Genomic DNA, 18,884 nt, shown 5'->3' with positions numbered 1-18,884 from the left:
TCATGCAGATCAAGATTGTCCAGGGAAAGGCCGTGACGCCTTACATCGCCGATCTCGCGGGCCTGCGCACCACAGTCTTCCGCGCCTTTCCCTATCTCTACGAGGGCAGCGAGGACTACGAGGCCTCCTATCTCGCGACCTATGCGCAATCGCCCGAAAGCTTGTTCGTGCTGGCATTGGATGGCGAGAAAATCGTCGGTGCCTCGACGGGTGTGCCTATGACGGATGCGTCCGATGTGTTCAAGGCGCCGTTCGTGGCCGCGGGCATCGATCCGCAAAAGGTCTTCTATTTCGGCGAATCCGTGCTGCTGTCGACCTATCGGGGCAGGGGGCTCGGCGTGCGCTTCTTCGAGGAGCGCGAGGCCTATGCGCACCAGCTCGGCCGGTTTGAATGGTGTGCATTCTGCGCCGTCGAGCGCCCACGCTATCACCCGCTGCGTCCGGCCGATTATGTGCCGCTCGATGATTTCTGGGGCAAGCGCGGCTACACGCACCGCGCGGATCTGCGCATGATGCTGGCCTGGCAGGATATCGGGGAGGCTGACGAAACAGAAAAGCCGATGTCGTTCTGGCTGAAGCCGGTGCGCTGAAGGCGTTTAGGCGAGGATCGGCTTAACGCAAGCCGGTCTCGTCGAGAAGGCCCTTGCGCTTGGCGTGGTAATAGTAGCCGGCGGCATAGAGGCGCACGGCGCCGTCGTTCTTGTCGTCGGCCACCATCCAGGCGCCACGCAGATACTTTCCGGCATATTTGATGTTGGTCTCGGCATCGAACAGACCTTCGGCGGGGCCTTCGTAGCCCATGCTCTTGGCGGTCGAATACTTGATCTGCATCAGGCCATAATGGCCGCGGTTGAACGCGCGCGGATTGTAGGTGCTTTCGCGCTTCACCACGCGATGCAGGAGCGATTCCGGAATGCCGTAGAGGCTTGCATACTTCGTGATCAGCGCGTCGATCGGCGTGCCGGACTTCTTGAAGGGCTGCTCGGCCTGCGGAACGACCAGACGCGTTTCCGTCGTCAGAACCGCGTTGCTGATCATGGAAGGCTTGGCCATCGGCACGATCTTGTGGGTGGCGACGAGCTGTTCGAGGCCTTCGGGCTCGCCGCTGTCGAAGCCCGGTTCCATGACCGAGACCCCGATCACGGTGTCATAGGTCTGCGTTGCCGCCATATCGGCGCTCGCCACCTCGACCGTGTTGCCGGCAAGCGCGGCGGTCGCGGCGGCCGCGCCCGTCATGCTCCTGGATTCGGCAAGAGCCGAGACCGGAACGGCGCCGGCGGTATCGCCTGCGACGGCGATCGGCGTCGGCAGGGCTTCGGCGGTGTTTTCCGTGCCCGGCTTTGCGGCCGGCAGGGCGGCATACGCGACTTCGGTCGTCGTGCCATCGGCGGCGGCAATGTCCGTGGTCGTCGTGGACGCGGGCTTTACCGTTCGCGCCGTCGTCGCATCGTCGGCAACGCTGGCGCAGCCGGCGAGCGTCACGAGAAGGCCTGCACAGGCAAGCGTGGCAAGGCGTGCCGGACGGGAAACGGGGGTATCAGCCATGGTCGTCGCTCTCGGTTTGCTGGGGTGCGAGGCACTGACGCGCCTCCGCTTTTGCAAATCAATCGGCCGTGGCCGTGTCTCGCTCATAGCCGATCAGGCCGAAACCGGCAACCCGCAGAGTTACCGATGCGTCATGCCGTCGCCCGCTTGAGGCCCGCGGTGAGCAATCCGGCGCCGATCAGGAGCGTGCCGCCGGTGCGGTTGACGACCTTCTGGACCGAGGGTCTGCGGATGGTTTTGCGCGCGGCGGAGGCGAGAAGCGCGTAGGAAAAGGCGTTCAGCGTGGCGAGCACGAGGAAGGTGATTTCGAAGATCACCATCTGCGGCAGGACCGGCCGCGAGAGGTCGAGGAACTGCGGCAGGAAGGCGACGAAGAACACGATGCTTTTGGGGTTCAGCGCCGTCACCACATAGGCATGGGCGAAGATGCGGAAGGGTTTTTCATCCGCCGGCGTTTCACCTTCAGTCCCGGCCGAGACCGGGGCGCGCCAAAGCTTGATGCCGAGCCAGATGAGATAGGCCGCACCCACCCATTTCAACACAGTGAAGATCGCGGCCGACGTGGCGAGCAGCGCGCCAAGGCCGAGCATGGAGGCGGTCATGGCGGTGAAATCGCCGAGAGCCACGCCGGCGACGGTCGCGCCGGCCGTCTTGCGGCCATGGCCGAGCGCATAGGAGATGACGAGCAGGATCGTCGGACCGGGAATGGCCAGCATGACGGCGGATGCGGCGGCGAAGGCAAGCCAATGTTCGAAGGACATGAAAAACTCCCCGGATCGAGATCGATCCGGGGAGCAAGCCATTCCTAATTTTCGGCGTCAAGCAGGTTTTAGGCTGCCGGCTTCCACTTCTGGCCGATCGTGTCCATCACCTCGCCGAACCACTTTGCCGAGGTGTCAAAATGCTTCCCGCCCTTGATACGCGGGAATTCGATGGTGCGCAGCTTGCCGCCCTGGCCTTCGTCATGGCCGGTGACGCCGGAAACCTTGTTGAGTGCGCTCTCGACGGCAAGATCGGTCATGCTCTGGATGAGGCGCAGGTCATCGCGGTTGGCGGGCGCGGAGCGGGCGTAGTAGCCCGATTTCTGCACCATGGAGCGTTCCGCGCCGAGCAGCGCGCCGAACTGCTTGGTGAACCAGTTGCCGACATTGATCGTGTCGATCTTCACGTGCCCGAAGGCATCGCGCTTGACGGTCTCTCCGGCCGCTTCGCGCTCGGCGACGATGGCGTCCAGGCAGGCGCCTTCCGAGACGAAGAGCGTGACGAAGCCGGCGCGGTCCATGATGGCCTTGAGGCGCTCGGCTTCGGCTTCCAGGTTGAAGTCGAGTTCCGGCAGGTAGAGGCCATCGATGTTCTTCAGCTGCTTGTTCATCATGAAGCCGTCGACATAGTCGTTGCCATCGGTCTTCTGGATATAGGCGCGCGCGGTGGCGGCGGTGAGCCAGCCGCAATGACGGCCCATCACTTCATGCACGACCAGCGTCTTTGGGGCAGCACTCTGCTCGTTGCTGACATGGTCGAAGAAACCGGCGCCGACTTCGGCGGCCGTCCAGGCGCCGAGCGACTGGCGGATGGGCACAACGTCGTTGTCGACCGTCTTCGGCAGGCCGACGACGGTGAGATTGTAGCCATTGGCGCCGAGATAGGCCGCGAGGTCGGCGGCCGTCGTGTTGGTGTCGTCGCCGCCGATCGTGTGCAGGATGGTGACGCCGTCCTTAGCGAGCCGTTCAGCCGCGACGCGCAGCGGGTTTTCGCCTTCCTTGACGAGGCCGCGCTTCACGCAGTCGGCAGCATTCGTCAGCTTCACGCGGCTGTTGCCGATCGGCGAGCCGCCGTAACGGTGGAGGAGGGGCGCCTTTTCGCGCATGTCCTTGGTGATCTCGATGCGATCGGCGAGCAGGAGGCCCTGGTAGCCGGAGCGATAGGCGACGAGTTCGATATCGGGCGCGATGTCGCTGTAACGTTCGATGAGGCCCCCGACAGCGGAAGACAGACAGGGCGCGAGCCCGCCGGCGGTCAGCATTGCGACTTTCTGCTTAGGCATAGTTCCTCCTCGGGAATTCCTCAAAACGCGCGCTCTCTCTAGCGGAAATCATACGGCATTTAAATGACGGTACGACAAGGTTTTCACCGCTTTCTTGCCACCTGCGAACGCGGATCGGCCTTATGCACGTTGGCAGGCGACGGGAAAAGCGACAGATTTGGCGAATGTGCTTCTATGCGCCCGATACGGTTGCGGAAGGGGAGGAGGTCGTGCAAAGGTCGGCAAAGCGGCCGTCCCATCTATTGAGGGGCATCAAAATTTCGTCATACGGACGAAATCCGGTCTCCTTTGCCTTGCTTTCCCTGCAATAGTCTGATCAAGATCACGATATGTTCCAGAATTCGCCAAGTTGCTTCATCAGTGCCGTGTGGGATCGCCTCGTCGGCATGGTCGCCGATACCGCCAGCAACGTGCTGTCTGGCGTGGTCGAGGCTGTCAGGACCCTTTTCGAAGGGGATCCGGAAACGCGCCGGCAGGTCGCCTTTTCCGTCGCGATGATTGCGCTTTCCGCCAAGATGGCGAAGGCCGACGGCATCGTCACGACGGCGGAAGTGGATGCCTTCAAGGACATCTTCAAATATCCCGACAACCAGGCGGCCAACGTCGCTCGACTGTATAACCTCGCGCGCCAGGACGTTGCCGGTTACGAGGCCTATGCGGAAAAGATGAAGGCGCTCTGCGTCTCCTGCGAGAAGAACTGCCCGATCCTCGAGGATATTGTCGACGGCCTCTTCCACATCGCCAAGGCCGATGGTCTCATCCACGAAAACGAAATGGCGTTTCTCTCCCGCGTCGCCGAAATCTTCGGCATGGTGGAGGAGCGTTTCGAGCAGATCACCGCGCGCCATGTCCATGTCAGCGGTCGTGACCCCTACAAGGTGCTGGGCGTCAAGCCGAGCGACGACTTTGCGGATATCCGCAAACGCTATCGCGTGCTTGCCTCCGAACACCATCCTGATAGGTTGGTGGCACGTGGCGTGCCGGCCGAGTTCCATCAGATTGCGAACGACCGCATGGCCGCGCTCAACGCTGCCTATGAGGCGATCGAGAAGGAACGCTGCGCCGCATGAGCGCATTCACATGTGACTATTCCGGCGCGACATCCGCGCCGTCGCCGAATTTCGGCGAGCGTGCCGGTGGGCGCCTGCCTGATATCATCCTCCTGCACTATACCGGCATGCCGACGGCGGACGCCGCGCTGAAATGGCTCCGCACGCCGGAAAGCCAGGTCTCCTCTCATTACTTCGTGCATGAGGACGGGCGCGTCGAGCAGCTGGTGCGCGAGGCCGATCGCGCGTGGCATGCCGGCAAGAGCATCTGGAAGGGCGAGGTCGATATCAATTCGGCCTCCATCGGCGTCGAAATCGCCAATCCCGGCCATCCCGGTGGATTGCCGGATTTCCCTGAAATCCAGATCCAGGCGGTCGTGGAACTGTGTCTCGATTGTGGCCGAAGGTGGAATATCGCCCCCGAGCGTGTGCTGGCGCACAGCGATGTGGCCCCCATTCGCAAGGTTGATCCGGGTGAAAAATTCCCTTGGGACATCCTGCACAAGGCGGGTGTGGGCCACTGGGTGGAGCCGTCTCCCATAGCGGGTGGGCGCTTCTTCCAGCGTGGGGACGCCGGCCAGCCCGTCGAGGCTTTGCAGACCATGCTGTCGCTATATGGCTATGGCACTGAAATCGATGGCGTTTTCTCGGAAAAAACCGAAGGTGACGTCGCCGCTTTCCAGCGTCATTTCCGGCCGGAAAAGGTCGATGGGATCGCCGATTTTTCGACCATCGACACGCTGCACCGGCTGCTTTCCGCATTGCCTCGGATCACGACGTAACAGCCTATTCGTCTATTCGAATATTACGGCCTGTAACAGAAGTTTACCGTTTCGCCACATCCTTACCCGATTGGGCATGTCTTTTCCGGCTGCGTTCGTTGCAACGCAACATGCGGTCAGGGCCTGATCGCAATCAACAGGGATCACGACGTGAGCGCAGGGTGCGCGGCTTGAGGGCCGGCCCCCAAAGGCTCTGCCTTTGCGCCTTTTGGAGACTGAAACTAGATGAGAAGACTTGTTGCTGCCCTCAGCGCGGCCTGCTTTTGTGTGTCCGTTTTTTCCACCGGCATGGCGCATGCAGCTTCCGACAGAATGCAAACGCTGAGCCCGCGCCTTGCGGTCCAGCCCGTGGCGAAGACGCCGACGAAACTCAAGACGGCGCAGACGAGCAAGGCCAAGGCATCCGGCAAGCACAAGTCCCGCAAGACCGTGAGCACGCGCAACAAGCGCAAGACGGTCGTCAACAATGACGGCGTCGTCGTCGGCAAGCTGAAGACCTTTAGCAGCACCGCCGGCTTCCCGAAGGCGGAAAACCCGCTGACCGAGGCCGTCCAGTCGGCAAGCTATTCCAGCCTCATCCAGACCTATGCGAAGACCTATGGCGTGCCGGTCGATCTCGCCCATGCCGTCGTGCGCGTCGAGAGCAATTTCAACCCGAAGGCGCGCGGCAGCGCCGGTGAAATCGGCCTCATGCAGATCAAGCCTGCAACGGCGCGCATGATGGGCTATCGCGGCACCGCCAAGGGCCTCTACGATCCCGAGACCAACATCAAGTTCGGCATGAAATACCTCGCCATGGCGCATGATCTCGGCGGCGGCACGACCTGCGGCACCATCCTCAAATACAATGCCGGCCATGGCGCAAAGCGCATGAACCCGGTCTCCAAGCGCTATTGCGGCAAGGTGCAGAGCATCATCGACTGAGGGGTGCTTCTCGGGCTGGAATCGGAGCCACGCCATGTTATGCCTGCCGTAACTGCGTGAGGTGAGGCATGGTTCGGCATTTCGATTTCGTCGTTGTTGGCAGGGGCATGATGGGGGCGGCTGCGGCGCGCCACCTGGCCAGGACGGGCGCATCCGTGGCGCTCGTGGGCCGGGGAGAGCCGGTGGACTGGAAGAGCCATGACGGCGTCTTCTCCAGCCATTACGACAGTGGCCGCATCACCCGCACCATTGATGGCGATCCCGACTGGGCGTTTCTGGCAAAACGCTCCATCGCCCGCTACCGCGATCTCGAAACCGAAAGCGGCGTCGCCTTCTATGGCGAGACGGGGTGCTTGATCACCGGCCGCGCCGGTGGCGATTACATCACCGCCGTGGAGAATGTCGCCAGACACCATAAGCTCGATGCGCCGCTGCTCGACCGCAGCGCGCTGCGGTCGCAGTTTCCCTGGTTCGACCTGCCGGACACATCGGCCGGACTGTTCGAAGCGAAGGGTGCGGGTTATATCGATCCGCGCAAACTCGTAGCGGCGCAGATTACCTGCTTCGAAAAGGCGGGTGGAGTATCCATTCTCGATGACGCCATCTCTGTGACCGAGGCCGGGAACCGCGCATCGGTGGCCCTGAAGTCCGGCGATGCCGTGACAGGCGACCGCGTGCTGGTGGCGACGGGCGGGTTCTCGCGGGCGCCGGGTCTGCTGCCCCGGGTGCCTGCCCTCGTCGTCAAGGCGCGCACCGTCGTGCTGGCGCAGCTTTCGCCGGAGCAGGCCGAATCCTACCGCGGCATGCCCTCCTGGATCGATGAGAGCGCCGATCCCTCCGAGCACTTCTATTTCCTGCCGCCGATCGTCTATCCGGACGGTCATGCCTATCTCAAGATCGGCGGCGACCCAACTGATATTGAGATCGCGGACGAGCCGGCGATTGCCGACTGGTTCCGCGGGGAGGGCACGCCCGGCGCGATCACCCACCTGCGGCGGCTGCTCGCCCGCTCGATCCCCGACCTCAAGCCCGTGCGTCTCATTTCCGCGCCTTGCGTCACCACGTTCACCACGCATGGCTATCCCTATGCCGGCTTCGTGGAGGGCGACCGCATCGCGCTTCTGACGGGCGGCAACGGGGCGGCGGCGAAGAGTTCGGACGAGATCGGCCGCATCGGTGCCGATCTGGTGATTCGCGGCCATATGGACGAACCGGATTATACGACCGATTTCGCGGTTCATTTCCGCTGAGGGCTGGTGTTTCCTTGCGCCATGGGCTAGTCAGCGCCTGCCAGTTGGCCGGGCAGCCGCGCTCTGCAAGTGCCGAAAGGCCGCAGGGGGAGGAAAGTCCGGGCTCCACGGAAACACGGTGCCGGATAACGTCCGGCGGGGGCGACCCCAGGGAAAGTGCCACAGAAAGCAAACCGCCTTCCTCGGAAGGTAAGGGTGAAAGGGTGGGGTAAGAGCCCACCGCGTTCCTGGCGACAGGGACGGCAAGGTAAACCCCACCGGGAGCAAAACCGAATAGGGATGACGCGAAGCGCGTGAGCGCTTCAGCCCGTTTCCGGGCCGGTCATCCGGGTGGGTTGCAAGAGGCCGGGCGCAAGTCCGGTCCCAGATGAATGGCTGCCACGTTCCGGTGCAAACCGGAGCCATACAGAACCCGGCTTACAGGCCAACTGGCAAAAATTTCCCCCTCGGCATGATTTTTTCATGACCCTCTAATGCGCTGAAATTCCTGGGTTTCGCGCATGCCTTGCCATACGGCGAAACGCACGCGGGCGGTGTCTGTGCGCCTGCAAATACAAGGCGTTGGGTGGTCCTTCCTAACCTTTTGTTAAACTTAACAGCTTATAAACGTTTGACGGTCTGAACACAGGAGATGAGGTCTCTTCCCATTGACGCCCATATGGTCCCATGGTATCCCAAAATCACACTGCACGAGGACGCATGAGCGTCCGATCATCGCAAAGCTTTGAGGCTAACCGGCTGGGGACGGTGCGACGCGTAAGCGTGGCATCAGCGCTGGTTTCTGCGCGCAGTGTGGTGTTGGAGTTGCCGGGGTGGATGCACAGCGTCCCGGCTTGGGGAACGGCTGTATCGCGTCATGAACCGGTTCCTGTCGAATGCGACGAACAGGATCGATGCCAAGGGGAGGGTTTCCGTTCCCTCGGCGTTTCGCTCCGTGCTCGCGCAGCGCGACATCCGGGAGCTGTATTGCTTCCAGGACTTCATGTTTCCGGCGATCAGCGTCGGTGGGCTGGATCTGCTCGATCGTTTCGAGCGCCAGATCGCCAGCGAGGATGTATTTTCGCCGAAAGCCAATCGGATGTCGCTCCTGATCCACGGGGGCGGGGTCTTCATGAAGCTCGATTCCGAAGGGCGTCTGGCAGTCACGGATTTCATCCGGGACTTCACGGGCATTACCACGGACGTGACCTTTGTCGGTCGGGCCGATCATTTTCAGCTCTGGGCACCGCAGACATTCGAAGCCACACAGACGGCGGCCCGGGAAGAGTTCAGAACGCGAGGTCTGGGCTCGGGGTAAGACGGAGAATCGGAATGGCGGCGGATCTTGGCGGAGGTTTATCTGATGCCGATGGCGGACCGGTCCGTCACATTCCGGTTCTTCTCTCCGAGGTCATCGAGGCACTCGCGCCAAGACCCGGGCAGGTCATCCTCGACGGTACCTTTGGAGCGGGCGGCTACACGTCGGCGATCCTCGCTGCCGGTGCCGATGTCATCGGTCTCGACCGCGATCCCAATGCCATTGCCGGCGGGCAGGACCTCGTCCAGGCGTCCGGCGGTCGGCTGACCCTGATCCATTCGTGCTTTTCCGAGCTTGCCGAACACGCGCCAGCAGGCGGGCTCGACGGCGTCGTGCTCGACATCGGCGTCTCCTCCATGCAGATCGACGAGGCCGAGCGCGGCTTCTCCTTCCAGAAGAACGGCCCGCTCGATATGCGCATGTCCGCGTCGGGCGTTTCGGCCGCCGACGTGGTGAACCGCGCCAAGGTCTCGGACCTCATCCGCATCTTCGGCTTCCTCGGCGAAGAGAAACAGGCGGGGCGCATCGCCCGCGCCATCGAGAAGGCGCGCGAGAAGGAGCCGTTCACGACGACGCGCCAGCTTGCCAACCTCATCGAGCTGACCACGCCGCGCAAGGCCAAGGACAAGATCCATCCGGCGACGCGCGTCTTCCAGGCGCTGCGCGTCTTCGTCAATGACGAGCTCGGCGAGCTTGCCGAGGCGCTGTTTGCCGCCGAGCGGGCGCTGAAGCCGGGCGGGCGCCTCGTGATCGTCTCCTTCCATTCGCTGGAAGACCGCATCGTCAAAAAGTTCTTCCAGGATCGTTCGGGCAAGGCTGCGGGCTCGCGCCATCTGCCCGAAGTTCACGACAAAGCCGCAACCTTCGCACCAGTCGGGCGCCCTATGGTGGCAGCCAGCGACGAGGAGAGCGCGGTCAATCCGCGTGCGAGATCCGCGAAGCTGAGGGCAGGCGAGCGCACCAGCGCTCCTGCCGGGACGGATGATCCGTCGATTTTCAATCTGCCCAACCTTGCCAGCATCGAGAAGATGGGAAGCTGAGTGATGTTCCGTACCCTTGATGTCGTGCTGATCGCCGTCATGACCGCAGCCGCCACCGTCACCTATTCGCTCAAGCATCAGGCTGAGAACAAGCAGGAAGAAGTGCGCAAGCTCGACGCCGAGATCAAGCTTGAGGAGGACACGATCGACCTTCTCAAGGCCGACTGGGCGCTGCTGACCCAGCCAAGCCGTCTCAACCGCCTCGTCAAGACTTTTGAAGGCGACTTGAAGCTCGTGCCGACCGAATCGACCCAGCTGGTGCAGCCGAACGAGCTGCCGATGCCGATGGCCGAGCTGCCGGCGCTGGAGCCGGCCAAGGATGCCAAGGCGGACGCGAAGGTCGCCGACGGCAAGAAAAACACCAAGAAGAAGAACACGGACGCAATCCAAACCGGATCGGTGGCAAACTGATGTCCTTTCTCTCCCGCATCATGGTCGTCAAGAGCAAGGCGCATTTCAGCGCCGGCGGCAACAACAATACCGGCGCTGGAGGCCCGGCCTTCGAGGGCACGCGCAAGCGTTCCGGCTCGCAGGCCCGCAGCCGCGTTGCCGTCATGATCTGCTGCTTCGGCATGGCCTATGCCGTTATCGGCGGCCGCCTCGTGCAATACGGCATGGCCTCGTCCGAGACGGTGTCCTCCATTGGCCCGGCAGACCATTTGATGGCTTCGCGTCCCGATATCATCGACCGCAACGGCGAAATCCTGGCGACCGACATCCGCACCGTCTCGCTCTATGCCGAGCCGCACAAGATCGTCGATGCGGACGAAGCCGTCGAAATGCTGGCGACCGTGCTGCCGGATCTCGACCGCCGCGGCATCTACCGCAAGCTCACCTCGAAATCCCGCTTCCAGTGGCTGAAGCGCCAGCTGACGCCCAAGCAGCAGAGCAAGATCCTCGCGCTCGGCATTCCCGGCGTCGGCTTCCGGCCGGAAAAGCGCCGCTTCTATCCGGGCGGAGCGACGGCGTCGCACATCCTCGGTCACGTCAACATCGACAACCGCGGCATTGCCGGCATGGAGCGCTACATCGACAGCCAGGGTCTCGCCGACTTGGCCGCCATCGGCATGACGAGCGACGCCAAGCTGGAGCCGGTGCGCCTTTCCATCGACATCCGCGTGCAGGCCATCGTGCGCGAAGTGGTCAAGGAGGGCATGGAGAAGTACAAGGCGATCGCCGCCGGTGCCGTCGTGCTCGACGTGCGCACGGGCGAGGTGCTCGCCATGGCCTCCTATCCTGACTATGATCCGAACAACCCAGCGGAAGGCGCCAAGGAAGGCTGGATGAACCGCATGTCGAACGGCACGTTCGAGATGGGCTCGACCTTCAAGAGCTTCACCACCGCCATGGCGCTCGATTCGGGCAAGGTGAAGATCACCGACAGTTTCGACGCGCGCGCGCCGATCCGCATCGGCGGCTTCACCATCAAGGATTTCCACGGCAAGCACCGAATCCTCACCGTGCCGGAAATCTTCCAGTATTCGTCGAACATCGGCACGGCCAAGGAGGCCGACGTCGTCGGTATCGCCGGTCACAAGGAGTTCTTGACCCGGCTCGGCCTGCTGACGAGGATGGATACCGAGCTGCCGGAGGTCAAAACGCCGACCCAGCCGCGCGAATGGAAGAAGATCAACTCGATCACCATCTCCTTCGGCCACGGCGTTTCCACGACGCCGCTGCAGACCGCCGTTGCCGGTGCGGCGCTCATCAATGGCGGCAAGCTCTTCAACCCCACCTTCCTGCCGCGCACGCAGGAAGAGGCCGACGAGATCGCCAAGGTGGTCATTCACCCGCAGACCGTCGAGAACATGCGCTATCTCTTCAAGCTCAACGCCAATGACGGTTCCGGCCGCCGTTCGCTCGTTCCCGGCTTCAATGTCGGCGGCAAGACCGGCACGGCCAACAAGGTCGTCGGCGGGCGCTATTCCAACACGCAGAACTTCAACGCCTTCCTGTCCGGCTTCCCGATCGACGACCCGAAATATGTGGTTCTGACCTTCATCGATGCGCCGCAGACCGGCGAGGGCGGCGGCCGCACCGCCGGCAGCAACGCCGCCCCCATGGTGGGCGAGATCATCCGCCGCTCTGCCGCCCTTCTCGGTGTAAAGCCGAAATTTGGTGAGGACGGGTCTGCCACGCTTGTGTCTTATTGACCGGAGAAGAGGGGATGCCGATTCGAGACGGAGACGGCACCCATAGACAGCAATAGAGCGGATAATGAAGATCAGTGACCTCGCCGGACCCGAAGCCAACGACCTGGGCGCCGCAGCCGCCGCGACGATAAGTGGTATCACGAGCGACAGCCGGAAGGCGAAGCCGGGCGATCTCTTTGTCGCTCTGACGGGCACCAAGGCAGACGGCAGCGCCTTCATTGCCGATGCCGTCTCGCGCGGCGCCGCGGCCGTCGTGGTCGCGGAGGGCGTTTCGGTCGAAGCCGCCGTTCCTGTCATCGCCGTTGCCGAGCCGCGCCGCTTCCTGGCGCTTGCCGCCGCGAAATTCTATGGCCGCCAGCCGGAAACCATGGTCGCCGTGACCGGCACCGCGGGCAAGACCTCCGTCGCCTCCTTCACGCGCCAGATCTGGGCCTATGCAGGCCACCCGGCCGCTATGATCGGCACGACCGGCGTCGTGGCACCGGGCCGCAACGATTATGGTTCGCTGACGACGCCCGATCCGGTATCGCTGCATGCGCTGCTTGCCGAACTCGCCGATGCCGGCGTCACCCATGCCGCGATGGAAGCCTCCAGCCACGGCCTCGACCAGGCGCGGCTCGACGGTGTGAAACTTGCCGCCGCCGCCTTCACCAATCTTGGCCGTGACCACATGGATTATCATCCCACGGTCGAGCACTACATGGCCTCCAAGATGCGGCTGTTCGATACGCTGCTCGCCAAGGGGCTGCCTGCCGTGATCTATGCTGACGACGAATGGTCGGGCCAAGCCATCGACGCGGCGCATAAGGCGGGTCTCGACGTGCGCATGGTCGGCCGCAAGGGCGATTATCTCGCCCTGAAGCGCGTCGAGCATTTCCGCCACAAGCAGACCGCCGAAATCCATGTCGGCGACGATATTTTTGAAGTGCATATTCCGCTGGCCGGCGATTTCCAGGTGGCGAATGCGCTTGTCGCGGCGGGCCTTGCCATGTCGACGGGCGTACCGGCCGCCACGGCCATGGCGGCGCTCGAAAAGCTGATCGGCGCGCCCGGCCGCCTCGAACTGGTCGGTCACGCGAAGAACGGTGCGCTCACCTATGTCGATTATGCGCACAAGCCGGATGCGCTTGAAAATGTGCTGACCTCCGTGCGCCCCTTCACCACCGGTCGCGTCATCGTGGTCTTCGGCTGCGGCGGCGATCGCGACAAGGGCAAGCGCCCGATCATGGGCGAGATCGCCACGCGTCTGGCGGATGTGGTCATCGTCACCGACGACAATCCGCGTTCGGAAGTGCCCGCCGTCATCCGCTCCGAGATCATGGCTGCGGCCACCGGTGCGACCGAGATCGGTGATCGGGCCGAAGCGATCCGCGCCGCGGTCAAGATGCTGCAGTCGGGCGATACGCTGATCGTTGCCGGCAAGGGGCATGAAGAGGGACAGACCGTGGGCGCGGTGACGCTGCCGTTCTCCGACCATGCCGAATTGCGCAAGGCGCTGGAGGAACTCGACCGGTGAAATGGCTCTGGACCAGCGCTGATCTCATTGCCGCCATGCACGGCCGCCCCATCGGCAACCTGCCGCAGGGCATCACCGGCATTTCCATCGACAGCCGCGCGATCGGCGCCGGCGAGGCGTTTTTCGCCATCAAGGGCGACCGCGTCGACGGGCATGACTTTGCGAGCTTCGCCGTTGCCAATGGTGCGTCGCTGCTCGTCGTCAGCGAAGGCAAGCTGCCGGCGCTCGGCCGTCTCGTGACGCCCATGATCGTGGTGCAGGACGTTTTGCAGGCGCTGGTCGATCTCGGCTGCGCGGCGCGCGACCGCACGGCCGCCCGCATCATCGCCGTCACCGGCTCGGTCGGCAAGACGACAAGCAAGGAGATGCTGCGCCAGGCTCTGTCGCCTTCCGGCAGTGTCCATGCCTCCGTCGCCTCGTTCAACAACCATTGGGGCGTGCCGCTGACGCTGGCGCGCATGCCCGAGACCACCGATTACGGTATTTTCGAAATCGGCATGAACCATGCCAACGAAATCCGCCCGCTGGTCGCCATGGTGCGCCCGCATATCGCGATGATCACGACGATCGCGCCGGCCCATCTCGGCAATTTCCGCGACCTCGAGGAGATCGCCGCCGCCAAGGCCGAGATCTTCGAAGGTGTCGTGCCGGGTGGTCATGCCATTCTCAACCGCGACAACGAACAGTTCGGTTTCCTCGAAGAGGCGGCTAAGACGGCCGGCGTCGCGCATATCCATTCCTTCGGGGCCGATCCCAAGGCGGAATTCCGTCTGCTCGATTTCCTGCCGAGCGGTGAGGGCAGCCTGCTGCGCGCCGCCGTCGGCGGCCAGACGCTGGAGGTGCCGATGGGCGCGCCCGGTCGGCATATCGCCGAAAACGCCGTTGCCGTACTCGGCGCCGTGCATCTGGCGGGGGCGGATATCGAGCGGGCGATGGGTGGCCTTGCCACCATGCAGGCCGAAAAAGGCCGCGGCCGGCGCTACCGGCTCGCCAAGGACGGCGGCTGGTTCACGCTGATCGACGAGAGCTACAATGCCAACCCGGCCTCTATGCGGGCGGCGATCGCGCTTTTGCGCGATGCCCAGCCGCAGGCCGGCGGACGCCGCATCGCCGTGCTCGGCGACATGTTGGAAATGGGTGAACATTCGCCCGCCGTGCATGCCGGGCTTGCCGAGCCGCTTGTCGAGGCCGGCATCGCCGATGTCTGGCTCGGTGGCCCCGATATGGCGTCGCTGCGCGATGCGTTGCCCGAAGGCGTGAACCGCGAATATCGCGATACGGCCGACGAGCTTGCCAAATACGCGCTGGATGCCGTGCGTGCCGGCGACGTATTGGTCGTAAAATCGTCCAAGGGTACGGGTTTCAGCCGCATCGTTACGGCTCTGCTTGACAAATATCCGACGTTCTCCGAAGGGGAACGCGAGAGTTGAGGAGGGGTTCGGCTGGACAGACGTCTGCCGGACCTTCTTCTTTATGTGATTTGCTTCTCTGTCCGCCGGCCTGTCACGCCGCGGACGCTTCGGAGAACCTTTTGGGGAAAGGGTGACAATGCTGCTTTGGCTCGTCGAACTGGCGGACACCATCCAGGTGTTCAACCTGTTTCGCTACATTACTTTCCGGACCGGCGCTGCGCTGTTCACCTCCGCTACGATCGTCTTCCTGTTCGGACCGATGATCATCTCGTCGTTGCGCATCCGCCAGGGCAAGGGCCAGCCGATCCGCGCCGACGGTCCCCAGACGCATTTCAAGAAGGCCGGCACGCCGACCATGGGCGGCCTGATGATCCTGGCCGGCATCGTCGGCAGCGCGCTGCTCTGGGCCGACCTGTCCAATGTCTACGTGGTCGCCACGCTGCTCGTCACCCTCGGCTTCGGCGCCATCGGCTTCTATGACGACTACCTGAAAGTCACCAAGCAGACCGACAAGGGCTTTTCCGGCAAGGCGCGGCTTGGCCTGGAATTCCTGATCGCCGGGGCGGCGACCTTCTTCATGATGCGCGCGTCGCTTGCCACCGGCCCGGCTGGCTCCACCTTCGGCTCGTCCATCGCCTTCCCCTTCGCCAAGGACCTGCTGGTCAATCTCGGCATCTTCTTTGTGCTCTTCGGCGGCTTCGTCATCGTCGCGGCCGGTAACGCGGTCAACCTGACGGATGGGCTTGACGGCCTCGCCACGGTTCCGGTCATGATCTCGGCGGCCTCGTTCGGCGTCATCGCGTATCTCGCCGGCAACGCGGTTTTCGCCAACTACCTGCAGATCCATTTCGTGCCCGGCACTGGGGAACTTGCCGTCGTGCTCGGCGCCGTCATCGGGGCCGGTCTCGGCTTCCTGTGGTTCAACGCGCCGCCGGCCGCCATCTTCATGGGCGACACCGGCTCGCTGGCGCTCGGCGGGCTCATCGGCACGGTTGCCGTCGCCACCAAGCACGAGATCGTCATGGCCATCATCGGCGGTCTGTTCGTCATGGAGACGCTGTCGGTCATCATCCAGGTCGGCTCGTTCAAGCTCACCGGCAAGCGCGTCTTCCTGATGGCGCCGATCCACCACCACTTCGAAAAGAAGGGCTGGACGGAAAGCCAGGTCGTCATCCGTTTCTGGATCATCGCCGTCATCCTGGCGCTGGTCGGCCTTTCCACGCTCAAGCTGCGGTAAGGCCTGCGATGATCCCCGTCACCACATTGAAGGGAAAGTCGGTCGCGCTCTTCGGGCTCGGCGGCTCGGGTCTGGCGACCGCGCTGGCGCTCGCCGCCGGTGGGGCCGATGTAACCGCCTGGGACGACAGCGCCGCAAGCGTCGAGAATGCTTCCGCTGCCGGTGTGAAGACCGGTGATCTGCGCGCGCTCGACTGGAAGGCCATCGACGCGCTGGTGCTCTCGCCTGGCGTGCCGCTGACCCACCCGAAGCCGCACTGGAGCGCCGAGCTTGCAAACGCTGCCGGCGTCGAGATCATCGGCGACGTCGAGCTTTTCGCCCGCGAGCGCCGTGCGCATGCGCCCGATTGCCCGTTCATCGCCATCACCGGCACGAACGGCAAGTCGACCACCACTGCGCTCATTGCCCATATCCTCAAGGCAAGCGGCCGCGACACGCAGCTCGGCGGCAATATCGGAACGGCCGTGCTGACACTCGATCCGCCTAAGGCGGGCCGCTTCTACGTCGTCGAGTGCTCGTCCTACCAGATCGACCTCGCGCCGACGCTGAACCCGTCCGCCGGCATCCTGCTGAACCTGACGCCTGATCATCTCGACCGTCACGGCTCGATGCAGCACTATGCCGACGTCAAGGAGCGGCTGGTCGCGGGCAGCAAGACGGCGGTCGTCGGCGTTGACGACACCTATTGCGAGATCATCGCCGACCGCATCGAACGCGCCGGCACCAGGGTCGTGCGCATCTCCAAGCGCAATGTGTTGGCCGACGGTATCTATGCCGAAGGTTCCCGGCTGATCCTCGCGCAGGGCGGCGCGACGCGCGAGATTGCCGATCTCTCGCTGATCCAAACGCTGCGCGGCAATCACAACGCCCAGAATGCGGCGGCGGCATTTGCGGCCTGCCTCGCCGTCGGTATCGACGAAAACGAAATCCGGGCGGGCCTTGCGTCCTTCCCCGGCCTGAAGCATCGCATGCAGCCGGTCGGCCGCAGGGGTGACACGCTCTTCGTCAACGATTCCAAGGCGACCAATGCCGATGCGGCAGCGCCCGCGCTGTCGAGCTTCGAGCGGATCTACTGGATTGCCGGCGGCGTGCCGAAGGAGGGGGGCATTTCCTCGCTCGGCAGCTTCTTCCCGAAGATCGCCAAGGCCTACCTGATCGGCGAAGCGGCGCCGGCCTTTGCCGAGATGCTCGGCGGCGCCGTCGCCCATGAAATGTCGGGCACGCTGGAAAAGGCCGTGGCGGACGCAGCGGCGGACGCGGAGAAAGATGGCAACGGTCCCGTTGCCGTTCTGCTCTCCCCGGCTTGCGCAAGCTTCGACCAGTACAAGAATTTTGAAGTGCGGGGCGATGCCTTCGTGAAACACGTGGCCGGTGTGCCGGGCGTGTCCATGCTGGTCGCCGTTTGACATCGTGAAATTCCGGCAGGCGCGTGCGGCGGCTCGATCCGGAATTGATCTGAAACAGGGGAAAGAGACATGGTTAGTCGTGCCGAACGTGGTGCATTGGCGGACTGGTTCTGGACGATAGACCGCTACTTCCTCGCGGCCTTCATCCTTTTGATGGGGCTGGGTTTCATGCTGTCCTTCGCGGCAAGCCCGGCGGTTGCCGAGCGCATCGGCCTCGACAGCTTCCACTTCGTGCGGCGCCACGCGATGTTCCTCGTACCGGCCATCGCCATCATGTTCGGCATCTCCTTCCTGTCGCCGCGCCAGGTGCGGCGGGCGGCGATGATCCTGCTGATCGTGTCGCTTGCGGCCATGGTGCTGGCTCTGTTCTTCGGCGTCGAGGTGAAGGGTTCGCGGCGCTGGATTTCCATCGGCAGCCTCTCCATCCAGCCGTCGGAATTCATGAAGCCGGCCTTCGTCATCATTTGCGCCTGGCTGTTTTCCGAACATGCCCGCCAGCCGGAAATCCCCGGCAATCTCTTCGCCATCATCCTGTTCGGCATCGTCGCGGCGCTGCTCGTCGCCCAGCCCGACCTTGGCCAGACCATTCTGACAGCTGCCGTCTGGGGCGGCATGTTCTTCATGGCCGGCATGCCCTGGCTGTGGATCATCATCCTCGGCGGCGCGGCCGTTGGTGGCCTTCTCACCGCCTATACGTTCCTGCCGCACGTGGCGGGACGTATCGACAAGTTCATGACCGGTGAAGGCGACACGTTCCAGATGGACACCGCGCGCGAGGCCATCATTCGCGGCAACTGGTTCGGCCAGGGGCCGGGCGAAGGCACCGTCAAGCGGATCATCCCGGACAGCCACACCGACTTCATCTTCTCCGTCGCGGCGGAAGAGTTCGGCATCATCTTCTGCATGGTCATCGTCGCGATCTTCGCCTTCGTGGTGATGCGCGGCCTCAACCATGCCTTCAAGGAGCGCAACGACTTCACGCGCTTCGCCGTCGCCGGCCTCGTGCTGCAGCTCGGCATCCAGTCGATGATCAACATCGGCGTCAATCTCGAACTGCTGCCGGCCAAGGGCATGACGCTGCCGCTCATTTCTTATGGTGGCTCATCCATGATCGCGATCTGCGTGACGGCCGGCTTCATCCTGGCGCTGACCCGACACCGTCCCGAAAAGCGCGCCTCCGAGCGCAGCCTCTTCCGCGGCGGCATCATGGCGCCCGCTGAATAAGGGTT

17 protein-coding genes and 1 other RNA gene are annotated in these 18,884 nt (G+C 63.5%); 15 read left to right on the top strand and 3 right to left on the bottom strand.

The window, feature by feature from the left end:
• Positions 1-2 precede the first annotated feature (2 nt).
• Entirely contained in the window at positions 3-590 is a 588-nt protein-coding gene (locus tag D0Y60_RS02550) for a GNAT family N-acetyltransferase (protein ID WP_117366558.1), read from the top strand.
• Positions 591-612: 22 nt separating this feature from the next.
• Here the strand turns inward: D0Y60_RS02550 and D0Y60_RS02545 are convergent, their stop codons facing one another.
• The 3 genes from D0Y60_RS02545 to D0Y60_RS02535 all read right to left on the bottom strand — a co-directional run bounded on the left by D0Y60_RS02545 (position 613) and on the right by D0Y60_RS02535 (position 3,589).
• Positions 613-1,545 carry a lytic transglycosylase domain-containing protein gene (locus D0Y60_RS02545; RefSeq protein ID WP_117366557.1) on the bottom strand — a complete coding sequence of 311 codons (933 nt, stop codon included), beginning with the start codon at positions 1,543-1,545 and terminating at the stop codon, positions 613-615.
• Positions 1,546-1,676: 131 nt separating this feature from the next.
• Complete coding sequence (locus tag D0Y60_RS02540) at positions 1,677-2,306, bottom strand: LysE family translocator (protein WP_117366556.1); 630 nt, start codon at positions 2,304-2,306, stop codon at positions 1,677-1,679.
• A gap of 68 nt (positions 2,307-2,374) precedes the next feature.
• Positions 2,375-3,589: a pyrophosphate--fructose-6-phosphate 1-phosphotransferase gene (locus D0Y60_RS02535; RefSeq protein WP_117366555.1), complete on the bottom strand. Its 1,215-nt coding sequence runs from the start codon at positions 3,587-3,589 to the stop codon at positions 2,375-2,377.
• Positions 3,590-3,918: 329 nt separating this feature from the next.
• Here D0Y60_RS02535 and D0Y60_RS02530 point away from each other — a divergent pair, with 329 nt between their 5' ends.
• The 14 genes from D0Y60_RS02530 to ftsW all read left to right on the top strand — a co-directional run bounded on the left by D0Y60_RS02530 (position 3,919) and on the right by ftsW (position 18,879).
• Positions 3,919-4,659 carry a DnaJ family molecular chaperone gene (locus D0Y60_RS02530; RefSeq protein ID WP_117366554.1) on the top strand — a complete coding sequence of 247 codons (741 nt, stop codon included), beginning with the start codon at positions 3,919-3,921 and terminating at the stop codon, positions 4,657-4,659.
• Complete coding sequence (locus tag D0Y60_RS02525) at positions 4,656-5,420, top strand: N-acetylmuramoyl-L-alanine amidase (protein ID WP_117366553.1); 765 nt, start codon at positions 4,656-4,658, stop codon at positions 5,418-5,420. Before D0Y60_RS02530 ends, D0Y60_RS02525 begins: the two co-directional genes overlap by 4 nt.
• A 312-nt stretch (positions 5,421-5,732) precedes the next feature.
• Entirely contained in the window at positions 5,733-6,344 is a 612-nt protein-coding gene (locus D0Y60_RS02520) for a lytic transglycosylase domain-containing protein (RefSeq protein WP_245409067.1), read from the top strand.
• 68 nt (positions 6,345-6,412) lie between these two features.
• The gene (locus tag D0Y60_RS02515) at positions 6,413-7,594 is read left to right on the top strand and encodes an FAD-dependent oxidoreductase (RefSeq protein WP_117366552.1); all 1,182 of its coding nucleotides are present in this window, start codon (positions 6,413-6,415) and stop codon (positions 7,592-7,594) included.
• 40 nt (positions 7,595-7,634) lie between these two features.
• An RNA gene (gene rnpB, locus D0Y60_RS02510) (RNase P RNA component class A) lies at positions 7,635-8,030 on the top strand.
• A gap of 420 nt (positions 8,031-8,450) precedes the next feature.
• A complete protein-coding gene (gene mraZ, locus D0Y60_RS02505; protein WP_117366551.1) occupies positions 8,451-8,891 on the top strand; it encodes a division/cell wall cluster transcriptional repressor MraZ in 441 nt (146 codons plus the stop codon).
• 14 nt (positions 8,892-8,905) lie between these two features.
• Positions 8,906-9,931, top strand: coding sequence for a 16S rRNA (cytosine(1402)-N(4))-methyltransferase RsmH (gene rsmH, locus D0Y60_RS02500; RefSeq protein WP_117366550.1), 1,026 nt, complete (start codon positions 8,906-8,908; stop codon positions 9,929-9,931).
• A 3-nt stretch (positions 9,932-9,934) separates the two neighbouring features.
• Entirely contained in the window at positions 9,935-10,342 is a 408-nt protein-coding gene (locus D0Y60_RS02495) for a hypothetical protein (protein ID WP_245409066.1), read from the top strand.
• Positions 10,342-12,084, top strand: coding sequence for a penicillin-binding protein 2 (locus D0Y60_RS02490; protein WP_117366549.1), 1,743 nt, complete (start codon positions 10,342-10,344; stop codon positions 12,082-12,084). Before D0Y60_RS02495 ends, D0Y60_RS02490 begins: the two co-directional genes overlap by 1 nt.
• Positions 12,085-12,148: 64 nt before the next feature.
• Entirely contained in the window at positions 12,149-13,600 is a 1,452-nt protein-coding gene (locus tag D0Y60_RS02485; protein ID WP_117366548.1) for a UDP-N-acetylmuramoyl-L-alanyl-D-glutamate--2,6-diaminopimelate ligase, read from the top strand.
• The gene (locus D0Y60_RS02480; protein ID WP_117366547.1) at positions 13,597-15,030 is read left to right on the top strand and encodes a UDP-N-acetylmuramoylalanyl-D-glutamyl-2,6-diaminopimelate--D-alanyl-D-alanine ligase; all 1,434 of its coding nucleotides are present in this window, start codon (positions 13,597-13,599) and stop codon (positions 15,028-15,030) included. The genes D0Y60_RS02485 and D0Y60_RS02480 overlap by 4 nt, the downstream gene beginning before the upstream one ends.
• 118 nt (positions 15,031-15,148) lie before the next feature.
• Positions 15,149-16,249: a phospho-N-acetylmuramoyl-pentapeptide-transferase gene (gene mraY / locus D0Y60_RS02475; protein WP_117366546.1), complete on the top strand. Its 1,101-nt coding sequence runs from the start codon at positions 15,149-15,151 to the stop codon at positions 16,247-16,249.
• Positions 16,250-16,257: 8 nt separating this feature from the next.
• Positions 16,258-17,655, top strand: coding sequence for a UDP-N-acetylmuramoyl-L-alanine--D-glutamate ligase (murD, locus tag D0Y60_RS02470; RefSeq protein WP_117366545.1), 1,398 nt, complete (start codon positions 16,258-16,260; stop codon positions 17,653-17,655).
• A 69-nt stretch (positions 17,656-17,724) separates the two neighbouring features.
• Positions 17,725-18,879, top strand: a complete 1,155-nt coding sequence (gene ftsW, locus D0Y60_RS02465) for a putative lipid II flippase FtsW (protein WP_117366544.1) — start codon at positions 17,725-17,727, stop codon at positions 18,877-18,879.
• The last annotated feature ends 5 nt before the right edge of the window (positions 18,880-18,884 follow it).

The sequence above is a fragment of the Shinella sp. WSJ-2 genome (assembly GCF_003432075.1).
Classification (GTDB): domain Bacteria; phylum Pseudomonadota; class Alphaproteobacteria; order Rhizobiales; family Rhizobiaceae; genus Shinella.
This window is presented reverse-complemented; position numbering and strand designations above follow the sequence as displayed.